The organism is Citrobacter sp. Igbk 14 (assembly GCF_028069825.1).
Lineage (GTDB): Bacteria > Pseudomonadota > Gammaproteobacteria > Enterobacterales > Enterobacteriaceae > Citrobacter.
Genome location: NZ_JANEWM010000029.1, coordinates 1 through 19212 on the forward strand (window position 1 = coordinate 1; position 19212 = coordinate 19212).

At 51.9% G+C, this 19212-nt stretch carries 17 protein-coding genes; 9 read left to right on the forward strand and 8 right to left on the reverse strand.

Annotated features, from left to right (window positions below; translation table 11 throughout):
* Positions 1 to 128: 128 nt before the first annotated feature.
* On the forward strand, positions 129 to 1670 hold the full coding sequence (locus NNN64_RS12870) for a methyl-accepting chemotaxis protein (protein ID WP_271441622.1): 1542 nt from the start codon (positions 129 to 131) through the stop codon (positions 1668 to 1670).
* Positions 1671 to 1948: 278 nt separating this feature from the next.
* On the forward strand, positions 1949 to 3391 hold the full coding sequence (gene ansP, locus NNN64_RS12875) for an L-asparagine permease (protein WP_271441623.1): 1443 nt from the start codon (positions 1949 to 1951) through the stop codon (positions 3389 to 3391).
* Positions 3392 to 3435: 44 nt separating this feature from the next.
* Here ansP and NNN64_RS12880 read toward each other — a convergent pair whose 3' ends face one another.
* From NNN64_RS12880 to NNN64_RS12895, 4 genes are all read right to left on the reverse strand, one after another.
* A complete protein-coding gene (locus NNN64_RS12880) occupies positions 3436 to 3657 on the reverse strand; it encodes a YgdI/YgdR family lipoprotein (protein WP_043016274.1) in 222 nt (73 codons plus the stop codon).
* A gap of 136 nt (positions 3658 to 3793) precedes the next feature.
* Positions 3794 to 4855, reverse strand: coding sequence for a 7-bladed beta-propeller protein YncE (yncE, locus tag NNN64_RS12885; RefSeq protein WP_271441624.1), 1062 nt, complete (start codon positions 4853 to 4855; stop codon positions 3794 to 3796).
* 314 nt (positions 4856 to 5169) lie between these two features.
* Positions 5170 to 6204: an NADP-dependent oxidoreductase gene (locus NNN64_RS12890; RefSeq protein ID WP_271441625.1), complete on the reverse strand. Its 1035-nt coding sequence runs from the start codon at positions 6202 to 6204 to the stop codon at positions 5170 to 5172.
* A 69-nt stretch (positions 6205 to 6273) separates the two neighbouring features.
* On the reverse strand, positions 6274 to 6849 hold the full coding sequence (locus NNN64_RS12895) for a helix-turn-helix domain-containing protein (protein ID WP_048211614.1): 576 nt from the start codon (positions 6847 to 6849) through the stop codon (positions 6274 to 6276).
* Positions 6850 to 6886: 37 nt separating this feature from the next.
* Here NNN64_RS12895 and NNN64_RS12900 point away from each other — a divergent pair, with 37 nt between their 5' ends.
* A complete protein-coding gene (locus NNN64_RS12900) occupies positions 6887 to 7405 on the forward strand; it encodes a GNAT family N-acetyltransferase (protein ID WP_271441626.1) in 519 nt (172 codons plus the stop codon).
* The gene (locus NNN64_RS12905) at positions 7402 to 7851 is read left to right on the forward strand and encodes a DMT family transporter (RefSeq protein WP_271441627.1); all 450 of its coding nucleotides are present in this window, start codon (positions 7402 to 7404) and stop codon (positions 7849 to 7851) included. The genes NNN64_RS12900 and NNN64_RS12905 overlap by 4 nt, the downstream gene beginning before the upstream one ends.
* A 77-nt stretch (positions 7852 to 7928) precedes the next feature.
* On the opposite strand, the gene NNN64_RS12910 is transcribed toward NNN64_RS12905, so the two are convergent.
* Positions 7929 to 8162: a YdcY family protein gene (locus NNN64_RS12910; RefSeq protein WP_005126760.1), complete on the reverse strand. Its 234-nt coding sequence runs from the start codon at positions 8160 to 8162 to the stop codon at positions 7929 to 7931.
* 17 nt (positions 8163 to 8179) lie between these two features.
* Positions 8180 to 9778: an ABC transporter substrate-binding protein gene (locus tag NNN64_RS12915; protein ID WP_271441628.1), complete on the reverse strand. Its 1599-nt coding sequence runs from the start codon at positions 9776 to 9778 to the stop codon at positions 8180 to 8182.
* 282 nt (positions 9779 to 10060) lie between these two features.
* Between NNN64_RS12915 and NNN64_RS12920 the strand changes: the two genes are divergently transcribed.
* Genes NNN64_RS12920 through NNN64_RS12930 form a run of 3 tightly spaced genes read left to right on the forward strand, consistent with a single transcriptional unit; the run spans position 10061 to position 16510 of the window.
* Positions 10061 to 11371 (forward strand): SrfA family protein, encoded by a 1311-nt coding sequence (locus NNN64_RS12920; protein WP_271441629.1) that lies wholly within the window; start codon positions 10061 to 10063, stop codon positions 11369 to 11371.
* A gap of 4 nt (positions 11372 to 11375) precedes the next feature.
* Positions 11376 to 14354: a virulence factor SrfB gene (locus tag NNN64_RS12925; protein WP_048212586.1), complete on the forward strand. Its 2979-nt coding sequence runs from the start codon at positions 11376 to 11378 to the stop codon at positions 14352 to 14354.
* Entirely contained in the window at positions 14351 to 16510 is a 2160-nt protein-coding gene (locus NNN64_RS12930) for a virulence factor SrfC family protein (RefSeq protein ID WP_271441630.1), read from the forward strand. The genes NNN64_RS12925 and NNN64_RS12930 overlap by 4 nt, the downstream gene beginning before the upstream one ends.
* Positions 16511 to 16529: 19 nt before the next feature.
* Here NNN64_RS12930 and NNN64_RS12935 read toward each other — a convergent pair whose 3' ends face one another.
* Positions 16530 to 16703, reverse strand: a complete 174-nt coding sequence (locus NNN64_RS12935) for a GhoT/OrtT family toxin (protein WP_137381813.1) — start codon at positions 16701 to 16703, stop codon at positions 16530 to 16532.
* A 192-nt stretch (positions 16704 to 16895) separates the two neighbouring features.
* Here NNN64_RS12935 and yncL point away from each other — a divergent pair, with 192 nt between their 5' ends.
* Entirely contained in the window at positions 16896 to 16991 is a 96-nt protein-coding gene (gene yncL / locus NNN64_RS12940; RefSeq protein ID WP_071828932.1) for a stress response membrane protein YncL, read from the forward strand.
* A 121-nt stretch (positions 16992 to 17112) separates the two neighbouring features.
* Here yncL and NNN64_RS12945 read toward each other — a convergent pair whose 3' ends face one another.
* Positions 17113 to 17895: an AraC family transcriptional regulator gene (locus tag NNN64_RS12945; RefSeq protein ID WP_271441631.1), complete on the reverse strand. Its 783-nt coding sequence runs from the start codon at positions 17893 to 17895 to the stop codon at positions 17113 to 17115.
* Between the two features lie 101 nt (positions 17896 to 17996).
* Between NNN64_RS12945 and NNN64_RS12950 the strand changes: the two genes are divergently transcribed.
* Positions 17997 to 19124, forward strand: coding sequence for a multidrug effflux MFS transporter (locus tag NNN64_RS12950; RefSeq protein WP_271441632.1), 1128 nt, complete (start codon positions 17997 to 17999; stop codon positions 19122 to 19124).
* Positions 19125 to 19212 lie beyond the last annotated feature (88 nt).

The window sequence follows — 19212 nt, forward strand, 5'->3', positions numbered from 1 at the left end:
TCACAGAACTGATGATTAGTAGAGAATGCAGCGTTTCTTATTAAAATGGTTTAAAACAGCTTTTTAATATCCCCTGGCATTATTACGGGGATCTTTGTATGAATTATACATACCATCATGGGGCCTTTATGAAAAGTAACATGCCCGTTACACAAATTGAGCACACACTTAACGGTAAAGCGACGCTGCTATCGACGACAGATAAAGAGAGTCATATTACCTATGCAAACTCCGCGTTTATCGATGCCAGTGGTTTTAACGAAAGTCAATTAATGGGTGAACCGCATAATATTATTCGCCATCCGGATATGCCGCCAGCCGCGTTTGCTGACATGTGGTACACGTTGCAGCAGGGTGACAGTTGGACGGGAATGGTGAAAAACCGGCGTCAAAACGGCGACCACTACTGGGTACGCGCCAACGTCACGCCCGTTTGGCACAATGAAAAGTTAACGGGCTACATCTCAGTGCGTACTGTTCCTTCGCGAGACGAAATATCTCAGAGTGCGCAGCTGTATGAAAAAATAAATAATCAACAACTTAGCGGATTCCGTCTTTTTAAGGGTATTATCATTCGCCGTGGCATATTGGCATGGACTTCAATGTTTAAATGGTTGAGCATTAGTCAACGCGTCAATTATGCTTTGGGAGTCGTTGCCCTGCTCTCTTTGTTATTAATCTTCACCCCCGTAAATCACTTTATTCAATCCGGCGGTTTACTGGCGTTATTTCTGTTATTCGCCATTTACCTTAAGTGCCAAATTTGTCAGCCAGTTAATACACTATTGACTCAAATGAAGAAAGTCGTATCCGGACGAAAACCCGATAACTGCCATTTAAATCGTGTAGATGAAATTGGCATGTTAATGCGACTGGTTAATCAATCCGGACTTAATCTAAATTCACTGGTTGATGATGTCAGTACGCAAATATCCGGAATTCGGGCCATCAGCCAACGCGTTTCAAAAGAAGGTATCGCGTTACATACACGTTCTGAAGAAACATCCGCAGACCTTCAGCAAACCGCTGCCGCCATCGAAGAAATTGGCAGTGCAGTGCAGCAAACTGCAGAAACGGCCGCTCACACCATGACGATGGCCGATAAAACCAGCACCAATGCCGCTGAAGGCGGCGATATTATGAAACAAACTATCGCCATGATGCAGGCGATCTCTCGTGATAATGGTCAGATTGTCGACATCATTGGCGTAATTGATAGCATCGCCTTCCAGACAAATATTCTGGCGCTCAACGCGGCTGTTGAGGCGGCACGTGCCGGAGAATCCGGGCGCGGTTTTGCCGTCGTGGCCGCGGAGGTGCGCAATCTTGCGCAACACTCTGCATCAGCGGCAAAAGAGATCAAACAGCTTATTGAGAAGAACGTCGCTAACGTCAATACCGGCGTAAAAATGGTTGAACAGACGGAGACGCATCTCACTGGGATGATCAGCGATGTGTTACAGATGTCGATGATGATTAAAGACATTAGTCTGGCAACGCGGGAGCAAACTCAGGCGCTGGATCTGATTAATGATTCCATTTCGCGTGTCGGTACCATGACACACAATAATGCCGAGATGGTGGAGCGTGTCACTGACGCGACTGCCGATTTAACGCAGCGCTCATCGCGATTGCAACAGGCCGTACAGGTCTTTGGCGTGTCGGCGTAAGGCAAACAGCGCTCATTCTGCTGACGATCAGGATGAGCGCCTTCTTTCACATCGCCCACCGCCTCTATTTTTACTGAATCGAGTCCACATCCCGTCAATTCAGGCCGCAGAAAAAAAACACTTCCCCTGTGTCCAGGCTTTGCGTCACTTATCAATTGAATGTAGGATGCTCGGCCGACAGTTTTCCCGCGGTAACACAATGAAGGGTAACGCTGTTTTCGCCGCAACTGCTGCGGCAAAAAGGATTTTGTAAATTAGTCAGGTTAACAGGAAACGTAATGAACACACACAACACGCAAGCCGCGGAACAACACGCGGCGAAACGACGCTGGTTGAATGCTCACGAAGAGGGGTATCACAAAGCGATGGGTAACCGGCAGGTACAAATGATCGCCATTGGCGGTGCTATTGGTACCGGGTTATTTTTAGGGGCTGGCGCACGTTTACAAATGGCCGGACCCGCTTTAGCACTGGTCTATCTGGTCTGCGGTATTTTTTCATTCTTCATTCTGCGGGCACTCGGTGAACTGGTTTTACACCGCCCTTCCAGCGGCAGCTTTGTCTCTTATGCCCGCGAATTTTTAGGTGAGAAAGCAGCCTATGTAGCTGGCTGGATGTACTTCATCAACTGGGCGATGACCGGAATCGTGGATATCACGGCCGTAGCCTTGTATATGCACTACTGGGGCGCATTTGGTGATGTACCGCAATGGGTGTTTGCCCTCGGCGCGTTGGCCATTGTCGGCACCATGAACATGATCGGCGTAAAGTGGTTTGCAGAGATGGAGTTCTGGTTTGCACTGGTCAAAGTGCTGGCTATCGTTATCTTCCTGGTCGTCGGGACTGTTTTTTTGGGCACGGGAAAACCGCTGGATGGTAACGCCACGGGCTTTCATTTGATCACCGATAATGGTGGTTTTTTCCCGCATGGCCTGCTGCCAGCGCTGGTACTGGTCCAGGGTGTCGTCTTTGCATTTGCCTCCATTGAACTGGTAGGCACAGCAGCTGGTGAGTGCAAAGATCCGCAGACGATGGTGCCAAAAGCGATTAACAGCGTTATCTGGCGAATTGGCCTGTTCTATGTGGGTTCAGTGGTGTTGCTGGTCATGCTGCTGCCGTGGAATGCCTATCAGGCAGGTCAAAGCCCGTTTGTTACCTTCTTTTCCAAACTCGGCGTTCCCTATATTGGCAGTATTATGAATATCGTGGTGCTTACCGCTGCGCTTTCCAGCCTCAACTCGGGGTTGTACTGCACTGGTCGTATTTTGCGCTCAATGTCGATGGGCGGTTCCGCGCCAAAATTTATGGCCAAAATGAGCCGTCAACACGTACCTTATGCCGGGATACTTGCCACGCTTGTCGTGTACGTCGTCGGGGTTTTTCTCAACTACCTGGTGCCCTCGCAGGTGTTCGAGATCGTGCTTAACTTTGCCTCACTGGGCATCATTGCATCGTGGGCATTCATTATGGTGTGCCAGATGCGTCTGCGTCGGGCCATTAAAGATGGCAAAGCGGCAGACGTTCACTTCAAACTGCCTGGTGCGCCGTTTACGTCCTGGCTAACACTGTTTTTTTTACTGGCTGTGCTGGTGCTGATGGCGTTTGACTATCCGAATGGGACCTACACTATCGCCTCATTACCGCTGATTGCCATTCTGCTGGTCGCTGGCTGGTTTGGTGTACGTAAACGCGTCGCGGAAATCCACCGTACCGCGCCGTAACGCTTTAAGGTAGGTCAGATTTCTGACCTACCCATTTGAGCGACTTAGTTTGCTTCAATTAGCTGAGCAACATCATTGCTGTTAATTTCCCGCGCATTCCCATCCTGATCGGTATAGCTGGTCATTCCCGTATCTTTATCCAGTTTTGGTTTGCCCTGGGTGGTAATAGTTTGTCCGCTTTTCGTCGTCATGACGTAATCGGTGGTACAGCCAGCCAGCGTAAACAGCATTACGCCCGCACAAAGACAGATTAATGGCTTTTTCATGGTATTCCTGTGTTATTCAGTTAGCCGTTGAGGGCGTAGTGTAAGTCGCTGAAGTTTGTCAGGCTACCGATGGGGTGTAACGAGGCGTATCGTGGCGTATAGAGAAATGACAGGAGGGGTTGCCCCCTCCGAAGAATTACAGGGCGATACGAATAACATCGTCCGGTTGAGTCGCTTCCTGTTCGCGTGTGGATTTCTGTTTCACACTCACGTACAGGGTTTTGCCATCGGCAGAGAGCGCCAGGCTGTTTGGGAACGTCGGGGTATCGAAGGTTTTAACCACTTTATAGCTTTTCGCGTCGATCACGCTGACTTTACCGGCCTGACGGTGGGTTACATAGGCTTCATTGCGTGTCGGATTGAACAGTACGGCCAGAGATTCCGGTGCGGCAACTTTTGCCAGCACATTGCCGTTACGGGTATCGATAACCAGCACTTCCGCCGCTTTGGAGTCAGTGACAAACGCACGATGACCGGCCGTATCCAGGCTCAGGTTAATGAAGAAGTGCTCTTTGCCATCGTCCAGCAGTTTTTTGCGGCTAAGAATTTTGTTGGTGGCGGTATCAATGGTAATGAATTCGCCATCGGCATTGGCGGTATACAGGCGTTTAGCCTTGCTGTCGACGGCCAGTGCAGTGCTCATTTTACCGGTATTTGGAATAGTGTCCTGAAGTTTGACAGTCTCACCGTCCACGACCCAAATCACGCTATCCTTACCAATTCCGCTGATGTATACCGTGTTGGTGGCGTCATCGGCGACCAGCTCACGAGGCTGCAGCGGACGGACGTCTTCAGAACGTTTACGCGCATCCAGTACCAGGCGCCCTTTCACCTCACCGGTTTTCGCATCAATCGCCGTCACCGCGCTATTCACGGTATTACCAAACCACAGCGTTTGCGTCGCGTTATTGATGGTCGCGCCAAACGGTTTGAGATCGTTATGAATAACCTGAGTCACTTCAAGCGTCACCGGATCAAGACGGTAAACTATCCCACCTTTATCCAGCTTACGACTCTGCGAGGTGGCCAGCCACAGTGCGTTTTCCTGCTGGCTATACGCCATTTCGTAGGCACCTTTACCTACGCCTTTGCGCAGCAGTTCTTCCGCAGCCTGTGTGCTAAATGATGATGCAACGAGCAGTGAACCTAACAGTAAAGAACCACGCAGGCGCGGTGAAAACAGATGACGTAAAGACATGACGACTCCCTTTGATAAATTCAGTTGTTACTGCTTCACATAGCTTCAATGAGCAAAATCATGGTTTTGCCTTTTTAGGAATGAGAATAGTAATCATTATTTATCGCAAAGTGGAGTGTTTATTCACTTTCGGTGAAAACCTTCTTATTTTCTCCATGAATACTCGCTTGCGGCGAAATCAATGTTACAACAGATTGACTCTATACCCCGTGCCGAATGGCGGCGTTGACGCCAAATCCGGCCTACATTTGAGTACTGTGTAGGCCAGATAAGCGAAGTGCCATCAGGCTGTTACCGCCTTTAACCCCTTCGTATCACTCTTCAGCAAGACGAATCACGACCTTGCCAAAGTTTTTACCGGTCAGCAGACCAATAAAGGTCTCCGGTGCATTTTCCAGCCCCTCAGTGACTTGCTCACGATAGTGGATCTTGCCTTCCTGAACCCAGCGCCCCATTTCTCGCTGAAATTCATGAATGCGGTGACCATAATCCTGACCAATGATAAAGCCCTGCAAGCGGATACGTTTTTTCAGTAACGTGGCCATAAGCAGCGGTAAACGGTCTGGGCCCGCCGGCAGTGATGTGGCGTTATAACCGCTCACCAGGCCACACAGCGGAATACGCGCGGAGGTGTTAAGTAACGGCAAAACGGCGTCAAAAACTTTGCCGCCGACGTTTTCATAATAGATATCGATACCCTGCGGACAGGCTTGTGCCAGTTGGCGTGCGAAATCGGGGGCATGGTGATCGAGACAAATATCAAAGCCCAACACGTCGGTAGCATGGCGGCATTTCTCAGCCCCACCTGCCACACCAACGACCCGACAGCCCTTCAGCTTGCCGATCTGGCCCACGGTTGCGCCAACAGGTCCGGTTGCCGCAGCAACAACCAGTGTCTCACCGGCTTTGGGCTGGCCAATATCCAGCAGCCCCATATACGCCGTAAAACCCGGCATCCCCAGCAGACCAAGCGCCCAGGAAGGATGCTCAGGGTGATCGCCTAACTTTACCAAATCAGAACCATTAGAGATGGCGAAGTCCTGCCAGCCGCTATAGCTCAGCACCCATTCACCGGGTTTAAAATCCGAATGATTCGATGCCACGACCCGACTGACCGTGCCACCCACCATCACGGCACCAATCTCAACCGGAGGCGAATAAGACGGCTCGTCGCTCATACGTCCACGCATATAGGGATCGAGTGAGAGGTAGACGTTACGCAGTAGTACCTCTCCGTCACCGGGCGTCGCGATGGCCTCTTCTTCAAGACGGAAGTTACCGGGCACCGGTGCGCCATGCGGGCGTGACGCCAGAACCCAGCGACGATTGCGTTGCATTTGTTGACCCATTGATGTTCTCCTCTGCTTTTGGCATGAATCCATCAATAGTAGACGCGCTATCTCTGTGATGCTTTCACATTAATTGCCAGCATGGTTTAACCGCACGACCAGATAAACGCAGGACTGTGCGGTTTCATTGATAAACCGACAGTCGTTTGGCGGCCCCAGCTCCAGGCAATCCCCGGCTTTCATTTCGTGGCGTGTATCACCTTCCACAAACACCAATTCTCCCTGCTGCAACCAGAGAAGCTGTCGGGCCTGCACGTAGGAAGAGGCGGGCATCGGGATATCACTGCCCGCCGGTAATTCGATTTGCACCAGATCGATAGGCAGATCGCTGCGCGGAGAAACGTGGCGGCGCAAATAGTGACTTTGCGGATCGTGCCAGACCGGCTGATCGGCAAAACGCAGCAGTTTACCCTCCTGCATTTCGGCCCGGGCAATCAGCGTGGACATGCTGATACCAAACGCACCGGAAAGCCGTCCCAGTAGCGTCGCCGTTGGACTGCTCTCTCCGCGTTCTATTTTATGGATCATCGCCCGCGACACCCCTGCACGTTCGGCAAGTTCCGTCAGCGACCAACCGCGAGATTCCCGCTCAATGCGAATTCTTGCACTGATCCGTTGATTTATGCTGTCTTCAATAGTATTCATATTGTAATACTATAGTGAACAACCCCTGAGGTTCAACATGTCAATTCGATTTGCCAGCAAAGACGACTGCGCCGCCATCGCAGAAATCTACAATCACGCCGTACTGCATACGGCCGCTATCTGGAACGATCAAACGGTCGATGCCGAAAACCGCATCTCCTGGTATGAAGCTCGTCAACTGCTGGGGTATCCGGTGCTGGTAAGTGAAGAGAATGGTGTCGTTACGGGGTACGCCTCTTTTGGCGACTGGCGCAACTTTGATGGTTTCCGTCATACCGTCGAACATTCAGTGTACGTGCACCCGGAACATCAGGGAAAAGGGCTGGGGCGCAAGCTGCTCAGCAGACTCATTGAAGAAGCGCGCGCGTGTGGCAAGCATGTCATGGTGGCAGGAGTTGAGTCGCAAAATCAGGCATCGCTCCACCTGCATAGCACGCTGGGCTTCAATATTACCGCGCAGATGCCCCAGGTCGGGACTAAATTTGGTCGTTGGCTGGATCTGACTTTTATGCAGCTGCAGTTAGATGACCGCAGCGAACCGGATGCGCGTGGATGAATCAGACGCTGACCCTCTCGTTTCTGATTGCCGCAGGTATTGGTCTGGTGGTGCAAAACACGTTGATGGTGCGCATTACCCAGACGTCTTCGACAATCCTTATTGCTATGCTGCTTAACTCACTGGTCGGGATCGTCCTGTTTGTCAGCATACTGTGGTTTAAACAAGGTGCGGCGGGGTTTGGCGAACTGGTTTCCAGCGTGCGCTGGTGGACATTGATCCCGGGTTTACTGGGATCGTTCTTTGTTTTTGCCAGTATCAGCGGATACCAAAACGTAGGTGCCGCCACCACCATCGCGGTGCTGGTCGCCAGCCAGCTTATTGGCGGTCTGGTGCTGGATATTCTGCGTAACCAGGGTGTACCGCTTCGCGCGCTGGTGGGTCCGGTATGCGGTGCGATATTGCTGGTAGTGGGCGCCTGGCTGGTGGCGAGGCGCTCATTTTAATTGCCTGATAGCGTTTCGCTTATCAGGCCTACGGAACGCCGGATAAGGTGTGAACACCGCCATCCGGCAAGGAAATATCAAAGAATAGAGCCGCCTTTGGTCAGTTGCTCACGACGCGCTTCCATATCTTCTTTATGTTGCCGCCCATGATGTGCGATTGCTGTACGCAAACGTTGTTGCTGGGTGTAACGATCTTCCCGGCTCAGCGCAACATCATCGCTCAGTTCAATCAGCAATTCATTCATATGCGTAATGACGCTGTCTTCAATGGCAGCATCAACACGTGCGCTGACCTCATCCAGATGCGACATACTCCCTCCTTAACGTATTAATTTAATTTCGCTTTTGAAAAATCACTGCCCATCAGGCTAACGCTGTATCCGCTGACGTTACTGCGTGTGGCATAGAAAGTTTTGCCATTCGCCAGCGCAATCCACGGAGCCTGCTGATAGAAAATTTCCTGCGACTGCTGGTAAAGCGCGGCGCGCTCTTGCGGTTTGCTCACCAGTTTCGCCTTTTGAACCAGTGAATTATACTCTTTATCACACCAGCGCGCGGCGTTTGATCCGGTTTTAATGCTGTCGCAACCCAGCAGAACATCAGCAAAGTTATCCGGGTCACCGTTATCTGACATCCAGCCAAACAACGCAGTATCGTGCTCGCCTTTGCGCATCCCGGAAAGATATTCCCCCCATTCCCAGGAGACGATTTTCGCTTTCACACCGACTTTTGCCCAGTCGCTTTGAATCATCTCAGCAATACGACGAGAGTTCGGGTTATAGGGTCGCTGCACTGGCATAGACCACAATGTCGCTTCAAAACCGTTTTCCAGCCCTGCTTTCTTCAGCAGTTCTTTCGCTTTCTGTGGGTCGTAATCATAATCTTTCAGGCCTTTATTGAAGCCCATCATGTTCGGCGGGATTGGCGATTTCGCCACCGTGCCGGAACCTAAAAAGACCGCGTTAATAATGGCTTTTTTATCTGTCGCATAGTTCAGCGCCTGGCGCACCAGTACGTTATCAAACGGTTTTTTCTCCGTATTAAACGCCAGATAACCGACATTCAACGCTTCGACCGAATGCAGCGTCAGATCCTTGTTCTTTTTGATTTCATCAAACTGCACCGGTGCTGGCGCGGGAATAATCTGGCATTCGTTGGTTTGCAGTTTCGCCAGTCGCGTCTGTACGTTTGGTGTGATGGAGAAAATCAGATGTTTCGTTGGCACCGCACCATCCCAGTAGTTCGGGTTTGCCAGATAGCGGATTTGTGAATCCTGCTTGTACTGTTGCAAGACATAAGGCCCGGTACCAATCGGCCAGTTATCGACGTTTTCCGGCGTGCCTTTTTTCAGCATCTCATCGGCATATTCTGCCGAAAGAATAGAGGCAAAATCCATCCCCCAGTCAGCAAGAAATGCGGCGTTGGGCTCGTTCAGGACAAACTGAACATGATAATCATCAACCTTCTTAACCTCTTTAATCAGTTTGTCCAGGCCAACATCGTTGAAATATTCATAGCTACCCTGTGAAACCTTATGGTACGGATGATCAGCATCTTTCTGGCGTAATACCGAGAAAACGACGTCATCGGCATTGAAATCACGGGTAGGTTTAAAGAACTTATTACTATTGAACTTCACGCCCTGACGCAGGGTAAATGTGTAGGTCTTGCCGTCGGGGGAAATTGTCCACTCCGTTGCCAGAGACGGAACCGGGGTATTTTTGACCGGATCGAAGTTGATCAATCGGTTGTACAACACCTGTGAACTGGCGACAAACGACGGACCTGAACTGGCAATTTGGGGGTTAAATGATTCCGGCGATGCTTCAGAACAGTAAACAATGGTATCAGTACTGGCGGCATAGGCAGCGCCTGTTGGTAAGACGGCGCTAAGTGCCAGCGCGAGCAGCGTTTTCCTTGCAATCATGGTTATAAGCCTTCTTCTTTTATTATTTACTCGTCTATCAGAGCATAGCTGGCAAAGACGCACTAATAACAAATCTCTATCAGGTTATTCTAATCTGGTGGTTTTCGCTGATTAATTCATCATCGCAGGCGAAATAATTTACCTTAAGTCTTTTTCAAAACGTCAAGATTTTTCCCGATACTCTATGCCATGAAAATTCGCCCCTTTTTGCCTCTCTTCCGACGTTTGCTTACTTTTATTCCCCGTAAAGTAGATGTGTGAAGAAGTCTAAGGGGCAATTACGTGGCAAAAACTCTCTTGCGCAGCGGCAATTTGGATGACTATCAGGCCGTGGGTGGCGGTGGTCAGGCCGTGTTTGATTCAGCACTACAAATTCGTGAAACGCTTCGTCTGCGTAAACAACAGGCGATGGCGGATTGTCTGGCAATCCCACAAGTTAACGACAGTGGCGATCGGGTGGACTGGTACTCCCCGATTGAAGGAAAGGCTGTCGCGTGGAAAGCCGCTGATGAAGATGCGCGTTTTCGGGCTCTGCGCTATCTGTCCAGTACGCTGGAGAATGCCGCGGCCCTGAGTCGAAAAAGCCTGCAATCAGGTAAAACTTCCCTGCAACTGTTTGGTTCACTACTCGACAAAGCCATCCAGTTTCCAGGTGAGAACCACGTGTTCCTGGTTGATGGCAAACCCGTCATTACGTTCTGGGGCTTCGTCAATCTAAATGAAAACACCCGTGACGATGTACTCGATTGCCTGCGTCATACCGATGTTCCGCCAGTTGTAGTGGCACCTGAACCGGAGCCGGAAGCCGAAGAAATCCCGGCGGAAATCACTTTCGCCGAGGCCGATACCCCGCTGCTGACAACGGCTATTGAGCTACCGAAACCCGCGGATCCCGAACCCTCCCCCCCGGTCATCGTGAGTGAGCCAGAGATCGCGCCGCCGCCAGTTCAGCGTAAGCCCACACGTCGCCTACCGCTATGGGGCCTGCCCGTCGCTGCGGCAGTGATTGCCGCCATTGCAGGGCCGCTATTGTGGAAACAGCACGCAGAATCTCCCGCACCTGCGGTTGTCCCCATTGACGTTGCAAAGGGTGACAGTAAACCCCTGCCAGAGCTGACACCTTCGCTGCCGCTGCATCGGGCTGAAGTTATTCCGCCGGTGAAAAAAGAGAAGCCCGTAGAAGGACCAGTGGTAATTGCCGCCATCCCGAAAGATGCGTTGGTAATGGATGCCAACCAGATGAAGGCTGGTACAACACGTTTTCTTAACGGCAACTGGCGTGTGCTGGTCGATATAAAAGATCCGGTCAGTGGTAAGGCCCCGTCGCTGCGTTATCAAATTCAGGCCAATAAAGGCACTGCGCGCGTGGTGCATGGCGACAATATCGTTTGTCGCGCCGAGATTTTCTCTGGTTTGCATCAATCGGGCGAATTAATGATTAAGAGTCGCGGGAATGCCCGTTGCACGGACGGTTCGCGATACCCCATGCCCGAAATCACCTGTAAAGCAGGGACAAACGACGTCGCAGCTTGTACCGCGCGTTATGACGAACACGCGGATATCCCTTTGACGATCAAAAAGATAGGTGCCTGATTTTATGTTGGTGAATCTGTGTGATTACAAACAGAGCGTAACGCTCATCGCCAATAGCGGTGTGCAATTTCTGGATTTTGGGCTGACACCACAGGAATCTGCGCACCACGGTCGTTTTGTGCGTAAAACGGCAAACGGTCCCCTTCTGCGTCTGGATTTCGATCTGGCGTCGGGACGCTATACCCTGCCGGGCAATACCGGTGGTCAACCCGAAGTAGTGAAACCGGAAAGCACGCAGACGCTGCATTATTCTCTGGACGTTCTTGACGGTGTCTGGTTGCCGCTGCCGTTCCTGCGTTTTAACCCGCCCCGCACATTTGTTGAAGGCCCGGATAACTGGGCGCGCGTGCAGGTGCGAAAACTCGCACAACCGGACAGTGCCGGCAATACTCACCGTGTCACGGTGGCGCTGGACAGTCAGTTGACTGAAGCCCCGGCAGCATTGACGCCCAATGAGAACGATCTGCTGAATGGCACGCGATTTGCGCTGGCCTGGCACGATAATGAGATCGCAGATTTCCTCGACCAGACGTGGATTGATGGCTGGCTACGCGAGTCCTTTTTGCAGCACGTCACGCAGCAAGAAAACCGTTCAGAGCAGGAGATCCAACAAGCGCTACGAAACTTTGAATACCAGGCGCACTGGCTGAATTTGTTGACCCTGCTAGGCGAACAACTTTCCGTCCCGGAAGTGAAGCTGGTGACCCATACGCTCAGCACACCCGCGATTCCTGTCGATCTGATTCTGGATATTGGCAATACCCATACCTGCGGCGTGTTGATTGAAGATCATGGCGATGCCAATGACGGTTTGCGTCAGACGGCCGAATTACAGGTGCGTTCATTAAGCGAACCACAGTTCCTCAACGATCCCCTGTTCACCAGCCGACTGGAGTTTTCCGAGGCGCGCTTTGGAAAGCAACATTTCTCCGTTGAGAGCGGTCGCGATGATGCATTTATCTGGCCGTCGATTGTCCGCGTTGGGGATGAAGCCCGTAAGCTGGCGATGCAGCGAATGGGAACGGAAGGCAGCAGTGGGATCTCCAGCCCACGTCGGTACTTATGGGATGAAACCCCCGTTTTACACGACTGGCGCTTTAGCCAGATGAACAGTAAAACGCAGCGCGAGCCGCTGGCTACCGCCTTCCCGCTGATGAATCTGATGAACGATGACGGTCAGCCGCTGTTCAGCCTGCCGCAAGATGACCGGCTGCCAGTGTTCTCACCACAATACAGCCGCAGCACGCTGATGACACATATGTTGTGCGAGATTCTGGCCCAGGCGCTGGGACAAATTAACAGCGTAGCGACACGGCTGCGTCTCGGTTTCCCGGCCTCTCCACGCCAATTGCGTACGCTGATCCTCACGCTGCCGTCAGCCATGCCAAAACAGGAACGTGAGATCTTCCGTCTGCGTATGTTTGAAGCCATTGCGCTGGTCTGGAAAGCAATGGGCTGGCACCCGCAGGACGAAGACTTTACCACCCGCAAACAGCAAGAAAAAAGCGTCGTTCCCGTACCTGAGATCCAAATGGAGTGGGATGAGGCCAGCTGCGGGCAGTTGGTTTGGCTGTATAACGAAGCGATTTCACACTATGACGGGCACACAGAATCGTTCTTCAACGCCCTCGCCCGTCCGGACCGCCAGCCAGAACCCGGTGAAGTTAAAGGTCGTGCGCTGCGCGTCGCCTCCATCGATATTGGCGGCGGTACGACGGATATGGCCGTGGTCCATTATCAACTGGATGACGGCGTTGGGGCGAATGTCAAAATCACCCCGCATTTGCTGTTTCGTGAAGGCTTCAAAGTCGCTGGGGATGACATGTTGTTGGATGTCATACAACGCTGCATACTGCCCGCCCTGCAAACCCGCTTACAACAGGCTGGCGTGACCGATGCCGCCGCCCTGCTAGCCACACTGTTTGGTGATTCCGGGAGAATCGATACTCAGGCTATTTTGCGACAACAAACCGCATTACAACTCTTTATGCCACTGGGTCATGCGGTGCTAAGTGCCTGGGAGCAAAGCGATATTAACGATCCCGTAGCGGGGTTGCACGCCACCTTTGGCGAACTGCTTTCACAGCGTCCAACGCGCAATGTGATGAACTATATCCAACAGGCTATCGATCATGCATTACCGTCTGGTTCACCGGCTTTTGATGTGCTGAGCGTTCCGTTGCAGGTGCAGTTCAGACAGTTGCAAGAAGCGCTGCTGGCAGGGCAATTTACCCTGACATCCCCTCTGCACGCCGTTTGTGAAGCGATTTCCCACTATCGTTGCGATATTTTGTTAGTCACTGGCAGACCCGCCTGTTTGCCGGGAGTTCAGGCGCTAATCCGCCATCTGCAACCCGTTCCGGTCAACCGCATGATCTGGATGGACAGCTATCGCGTACATGAGTGGTATCCGTTCAGCCAGCAAGGGCGTATCGGCAATCCAAAATCTACCGCTGCCGTTGGCGCGATGCTGTGTAGCCTGGCGCTGGATTTACGCCTGCCGCGCTTTAACTTTAAAGCTGCGGATATCGGCGCGTACTCGACGGTCCGCTACCTCGGTGTACTGGATAATACGGTCAATACATTGCGCGATGAAAATATCTGGTATCACGACATCGATCTGGATAAACCTGGAGCAAAACTGGATACCCGTTTGCACTTCCCGCTGCGCGGTAACGTGACACTGGGCTTTCGCCAGTTAGCAAACAGCCGCTGGCCAGCCACTCCGCTGTATACACTGAGCATCAATTCTGCTGAGCTGGCAAAAACAATTGCCGGTGACGGTGTACTAAATGTACGGCTGCAACTGCGCGGCGGCAGCAAAGAGACGGGACCGGAATTTTTCGTTCTCAGTGATGCCTGGCTACAGGATGGCACGCCCGTTGCTGCCAATGCCCTAACGTTAAAACTGAATACACTGGCAGATCGTCGCCATAGCGGCAGCCATTACTGGATTGATAGCGGGAGTGTGTACCTGAAATGAGTAAGATGTTTAACACAGCACATGCCGCCATCGAATGGGTGAATGACACACGCCAGCGTGCAGCGCGTCTTGATGATGAAGCGGATTCTCTGCTTGCTCAGCTCACCATCGCCGCGGTTACTGAGTCTGCGCTGAACACGGCGTTCTCATCACGTGGCTGTGTGGGTCTGTACGGTCATTCACAGCCAGCAAAAGCACATCTGTTGTCCGCACTGTGCAGCAACACCAGTGGGAAATTGAATATTGCTACACCGGATCGCAGCTTTGATTACTTTTCGCATATCAATCCGGGCCATGCGCCGACCAACATGGCGATCCGCTTTACGCGTGAAGACAATCCCGTTGATAGCGAGTGGCCTCTGCGTCTGCGCTTACTGAGTGAAGCGGAACTGGTACAGCTGTTTATCACACAGTTTTGCGCAATGCCTGACAGCCGCCAGGTTGAAAAATCGATTATTGAAGCCCGGTTAGAAAAATGGCAAACGCTGCGTCAGCGTCATCCGGTTCAGGGCGTCACGGCAGATGACGTAGCCGCCATCGGCCGTTTCTGGCGCTCTTGCGTTCCTGCGAACCAGCAGCAAATTGATGATGCGCTATGGCATCAGTTTGCTACGTTGCTGCCGGCACTGGATCTGACCACCCGCGCTCACGCCTGGGCGCTGTTGTGGGGAGAACAACCAGAGTTAACGCAGCAATGGCTGGCATTAGCGCACACTTTGCAACAAACCGGACAGGCACACGAGCTAGCCGCACCGCTGAGTTTGCTGGTCGATCATTTTGGCTTGCCTGCCGAAAGCTTCCTGACCCAGGTCGCATTAACCGGGAACGACGCGCAAAGCGATGTGGTGGTTCATCCTGTTGAAAACCATCAGTTGCTTAACGCGGTCAGTCTGTCGCTGGAATCGCTGGCACTGCTGACGCGTGAACTGGTGCTGACTGTTGAAGACTCAGTTTTGGAAAACGTCGACCTGCTCGATATCCCCCTCGCACCTGATGCTCACCCCAACCCGCTGTGGCGGGCCAAATTAGGCTGGATGCTGGAACATTACCGCCAGCATCTGCAACCCGATGTCCTGCTGATCTGCAACGCAGTGTCTTCACGCTCGCAGACACCGGCCATCACGCGCAAATTAATGAGCTGGGCCAACGATACCCAACCCGTACATGATGCGGCATTACCGGGGGTTGTGTGGGCCATTACGCCACAAGATGCTCGTTTTAGCACACAGCAAAACCTTGATGAGGCCGTGCAGCAATTAATGGGCAAGCCCGGGTTGCGCTGGGGGACATTGCAGGCACTGGATAAACACAGCTTGTTGCGCCTTGCTGAATGGTTGTCGCAGGCGACATCAGCGCAACAACGCCAGTCTCGGCTAACGTCCCTGCATGAACAGCATCAACAGCATGTTCGGGAAACGCTGATGAGTTGGCTTAACGACAGCGAAAGCGTGCCAGACTCCAGCGAGACAGTGATCCGCCAGCTTCAGGCCCAGGCAGCAAAGCATGGTGAACTTCTGGAGGGGTTACTACCACCGATGCGCTGCTTTGAGTCGTTGCTGCGTATCCAGCAGCCACGCGAAGAACAAGTCAGTGGACTCTTTAATGAAGAGATTGACCTGTTTGCCGATATCCGGGAGCCATTGCACTCATCCGAAAGCAAAGAGACCGGGTATCAAGCGCACAAAATGTGGATCAACCATGTGCGTCAGTGGTGTCGTGATGACAATAATGCGCGCCGATTGCGGCTTGATCCGCGAACGCTTAGGCAGGTAGCCGATATTCTTATCACTACCAGCTATCGGCTCGAGATGCCTCAGCGGCTTCAGCAGATTATGCAGCGAGAGAATGTCTGCGGGGCGCAGTTACACGCCGATATCGGTGATTTTATTACCTGGCTTGGCTACGCCAACGTTGCAGAGGATCAACGCCCTGCCAGCAGAGTCCTCAAGGGCGCGGCTATTTTCAGTGCGCCAGTACAACAACCGATGTCGCGCCTGACTCAGTTGGATGAGCAGCCGCAGCACGGTGCAAGCCGACACGTTTACGACTGGCTGGTTGCTTTGTACACTCGTGCAAATGAAAACGTGGGATACCAGCATCCTCTGGACGTAACCAAAGACGACAGACTGCGCTTAGTCGCTCTGCTAACCCCCTGATACGGCATTGACCGCGCCATCAGAAAAGAGAAAACAGGAGTGCGACAGGAAAGCTCATCGGCCATGTCGCCCCGACTAATACCGCGCTCAGAAAGCGAATACGTTTTTTATCACGCGACAGAAACCAGGTGATGATTGCCGCAATAGCGGCCATCACCGCATAAAAAATCAACATTTTTTGGTACAGAGACATTTAGGGCATCCAGGCCAGAAGGGAAAATCGCGCGCAATATGCTCTCTTTTATGACCCACATCAAGTTTTATTCATTTATTTAAGAAAACCGCCTAAATAACAGCCCACTTTCAATATGTTCAGATTTCGTACTATTGCGGATAGTTATAAGCCGTACTATACCCAAAGGGGTTAAAACGAAAGGTGGCAAAAATGAATGTTTCCAGTAAGACTGTGGTGCTGATAAATATATTTGCTGCTGTAGGACTTTTCAGCCTGATATCCGTAAGGTTCGGCTGGTTTGCTTGATGTGACTCTTTTTGATGAATTGCAGCGCCTGCTGGCAGAGAGAAAATCTTCTCTCTGCCATTAGTAAACGATCTTCCCACTCCGCCACTGCCCGGTAAATTATCCTTAATATGTAATACCCCTAATCCTTCTGCGGCATTATTCCCCCGTGATAGCGGGTCGGTGTTGTACCTGTTAGCTGCCGAAAAAACACGATGAAAGCACTGTCGCTAACAAATTCCAGCTGTTGCGCCACCTGGCTGATTGAGTCCCCCTCCGCCAACATCTCCATCGCTTTTAACAACCTGAATTGCTGCCGCCAGGTCTGATAGTTCATCCCGGTATCCCTGATAAAGATGCGGCTGATTGTTCGTTCGCAAGCACCGACCTGGCGGGACAACTGATTCAGTCGGGGCGGTAACGCCCCCATTCGAACCCCTTCCAGCCACAGATTCAGCCGGATATCTGAGGGAAACGGCAACGTCCAGTTTTCACGACGTGCGGCCTTGATTTCTTCACAAAAAACAGTGATGAGGCTGGCCTGCTGCGTTTCTGTCATCTGCCAGGGCCAGAATGCCATCCGTTCTATGACTTCAAAAAAGAGCGGGTTCACTTCGACAACCTGTAGGGGCAAGGCGGATAACGTCGGCAGAATGGTTGAAAAATATAATGACCGATAAGCCATCACCCCTCGCATGATGGCCCGGTGAACCGTACCCGCGGGGATCCAGACCGCACGGCGAGGCGGAAGAAGACACAGGGTATTTTCCAGTTCAATGGTGATGCACCCCGCCGCCGAAAAGAGTAACTGATGGCGAAGATGACTGTGCCGACCTGAATCATGTACGCCCATATCAGAGGCAATACCGACGACTGTTTCCTTAAAACCATCCGGGTCGAAGACATCATCAGGCGCAATTTTCATCATCTGTCCGATATTTGATATATAAAGTCCTGATAATGGTAATTAGACATTTTCTATTCAGCAATAATCCCCCCAAGTTTTTTGTTTCTCTGGATATTGCTATGAATATGACTCATCGACCGCCCTTATGGCTTCTCACATTACTGATTATGTTTCCACAACTGGTGGAAACCATTTACAGCCCGGCATTGCCAAATATCGCCACGTTTTTTCAAATAAGCAGTGAACGTGCTGCTCAAACACTTTCCGTTTATTTTGTCGCCTTTGCCGTGGGGGTTGCACTGTGGGGCTGGCTTAGCGACTGCATTGGACGGCGCAGGGCAATGATGGCTGGACTCCTCTGTTACGGGACAGGCTCCGTAATGGCGGTTATTGCCACTGATTTCAGCATCTTGCTGCTGGCCCGTATGGTATCAGCCATTGGCGCGGCCGCCGGGTCTGTGGTGGTGCAGACTATGTTGAGGGACAGTTATGAATCAACAACACTGTCCCGCATTTTTTCCATTATGGGCGCAGCACTGGCAATCAGCCCGGTTTTTGGTCTGGTGAGCGGAGGTTGGTTAGTCAGTCTATACGGTCATACGGGCGTTTTTACTGCGCTGGTATTGCTGGCGATACTGTTGCTAATGCTAACCGCAGCCTTATTGCCGGAAACACGGCCGGAGACGACGCGCCGACCGCAATTAACGGGACTGGTCTCCCGCATGGTCAGGGACAGTACACTGTGGAAAAATGCCATGCTGGTTGCACTGTTGAATACCATGCTATTCAGCTATTACAGCCTGGCCCCGTTTCTTTTCGGACAGTTAGGATGGAGTTCCAGAGCATTTGGATGGACGGGATTCTTGCTTGCCCTCGCGTCACTCTCAGGCAGCCTGCTGAATCGCAAGCTGTTAATGATCGGTTTGTCATCGGAATATCTGGTGCGCCATGCCTGTGCTTTAGCTCTGCTGTCTGGTCTCGCAGCATGGTGGCTACAGCATTCAGTCTGGATTCTGCTGCCTGTGGTTGGGGTTGTTGTTGCCTATGGCATTGCGATCCCCAATGTGCTGAGTCAGGCTCTGCATCACTATCGTGAACAGGCCGGGGCCGCGGGGGCTCTGTTCGGATTATGCTACTACCTGTTATTGGGAATGATGTTAGGGTTAGCGGGTATCGTGCAGCAACTGGGACTGGTTCTGACTGTCTGTGCGTTCATCGCCTGGCTATGTAGCCTGTGCCGTCGTTAGAACACTCACCTAAATATTCAGGCCCCGACATTGTGCCGGGGCCTGATTATGTGCAAATTAGCCTGACCTCGCGGATATTTCCAACTTA

Excerpts from the sequence above, each read along its gene's own strand:
- NNN64_RS12935 (WP_137381813.1), bottom strand. The coding sequence starts at position 16,703 with ATGTCTCTGTACCAAAAAATGTTGATTTTTTATGCGGTGATGGCCGCT.
- yncL (WP_071828932.1), top strand. The coding sequence starts at position 16,896 with ATGAATGTTTCCAGTAAGACTGTGGTGCTGATAAATATATTTGCTGCT.
- NNN64_RS12910 (WP_005126760.1), bottom strand. The coding sequence starts at position 8,162 with ATGTCGCATCTGGATGAGGTCAGCGCACGTGTTGATGCTGCCATTGAA.
- NNN64_RS12945 (WP_271441631.1), bottom strand. The coding sequence starts at position 17,895 with ATGAAAATTGCGCCTGATGATGTCTTCGACCCGGATGGTTTTAAGGAA.
- NNN64_RS12930 (WP_271441630.1), top strand. The coding sequence starts at position 14,351 with ATGAGTAAGATGTTTAACACAGCACATGCCGCCATCGAATGGGTGAAT.
- NNN64_RS12890 (WP_271441625.1), bottom strand. The coding sequence starts at position 6,204 with ATGGGTCAACAAATGCAACGCAATCGTCGCTGGGTTCTGGCGTCACGC.
- yncE (WP_271441624.1), bottom strand. The coding sequence starts at position 4,855 with ATGTCTTTACGTCATCTGTTTTCACCGCGCCTGCGTGGTTCTTTACTG.
- NNN64_RS12870 (WP_271441622.1), top strand. The coding sequence starts at position 129 with ATGAAAAGTAACATGCCCGTTACACAAATTGAGCACACACTTAACGGT.
- NNN64_RS12880 (WP_043016274.1), bottom strand. The coding sequence starts at position 3,657 with ATGAAAAAGCCATTAATCTGTCTTTGTGCGGGCGTAATGCTGTTTACG.
- NNN64_RS12905 (WP_271441627.1), top strand. The coding sequence starts at position 7,402 with ATGAATCAGACGCTGACCCTCTCGTTTCTGATTGCCGCAGGTATTGGT.
- NNN64_RS12915 (WP_271441628.1), bottom strand. The coding sequence starts at position 9,778 with ATGATTGCAAGGAAAACGCTGCTCGCGCTGGCACTTAGCGCCGTCTTA.
- NNN64_RS12900 (WP_271441626.1), top strand. The coding sequence starts at position 6,887 with ATGTCAATTCGATTTGCCAGCAAAGACGACTGCGCCGCCATCGCAGAA.
- ansP (WP_271441623.1), top strand. The coding sequence starts at position 1,949 with ATGAACACACACAACACGCAAGCCGCGGAACAACACGCGGCGAAACGA.
- NNN64_RS12895 (WP_048211614.1), bottom strand. The coding sequence starts at position 6,849 with ATGAATACTATTGAAGACAGCATAAATCAACGGATCAGTGCAAGAATT.
- NNN64_RS12925 (WP_048212586.1), top strand. The coding sequence starts at position 11,376 with ATGTTGGTGAATCTGTGTGATTACAAACAGAGCGTAACGCTCATCGCC.
- NNN64_RS12950 (WP_271441632.1), top strand. The coding sequence starts at position 17,997 with ATGAATATGACTCATCGACCGCCCTTATGGCTTCTCACATTACTGATT.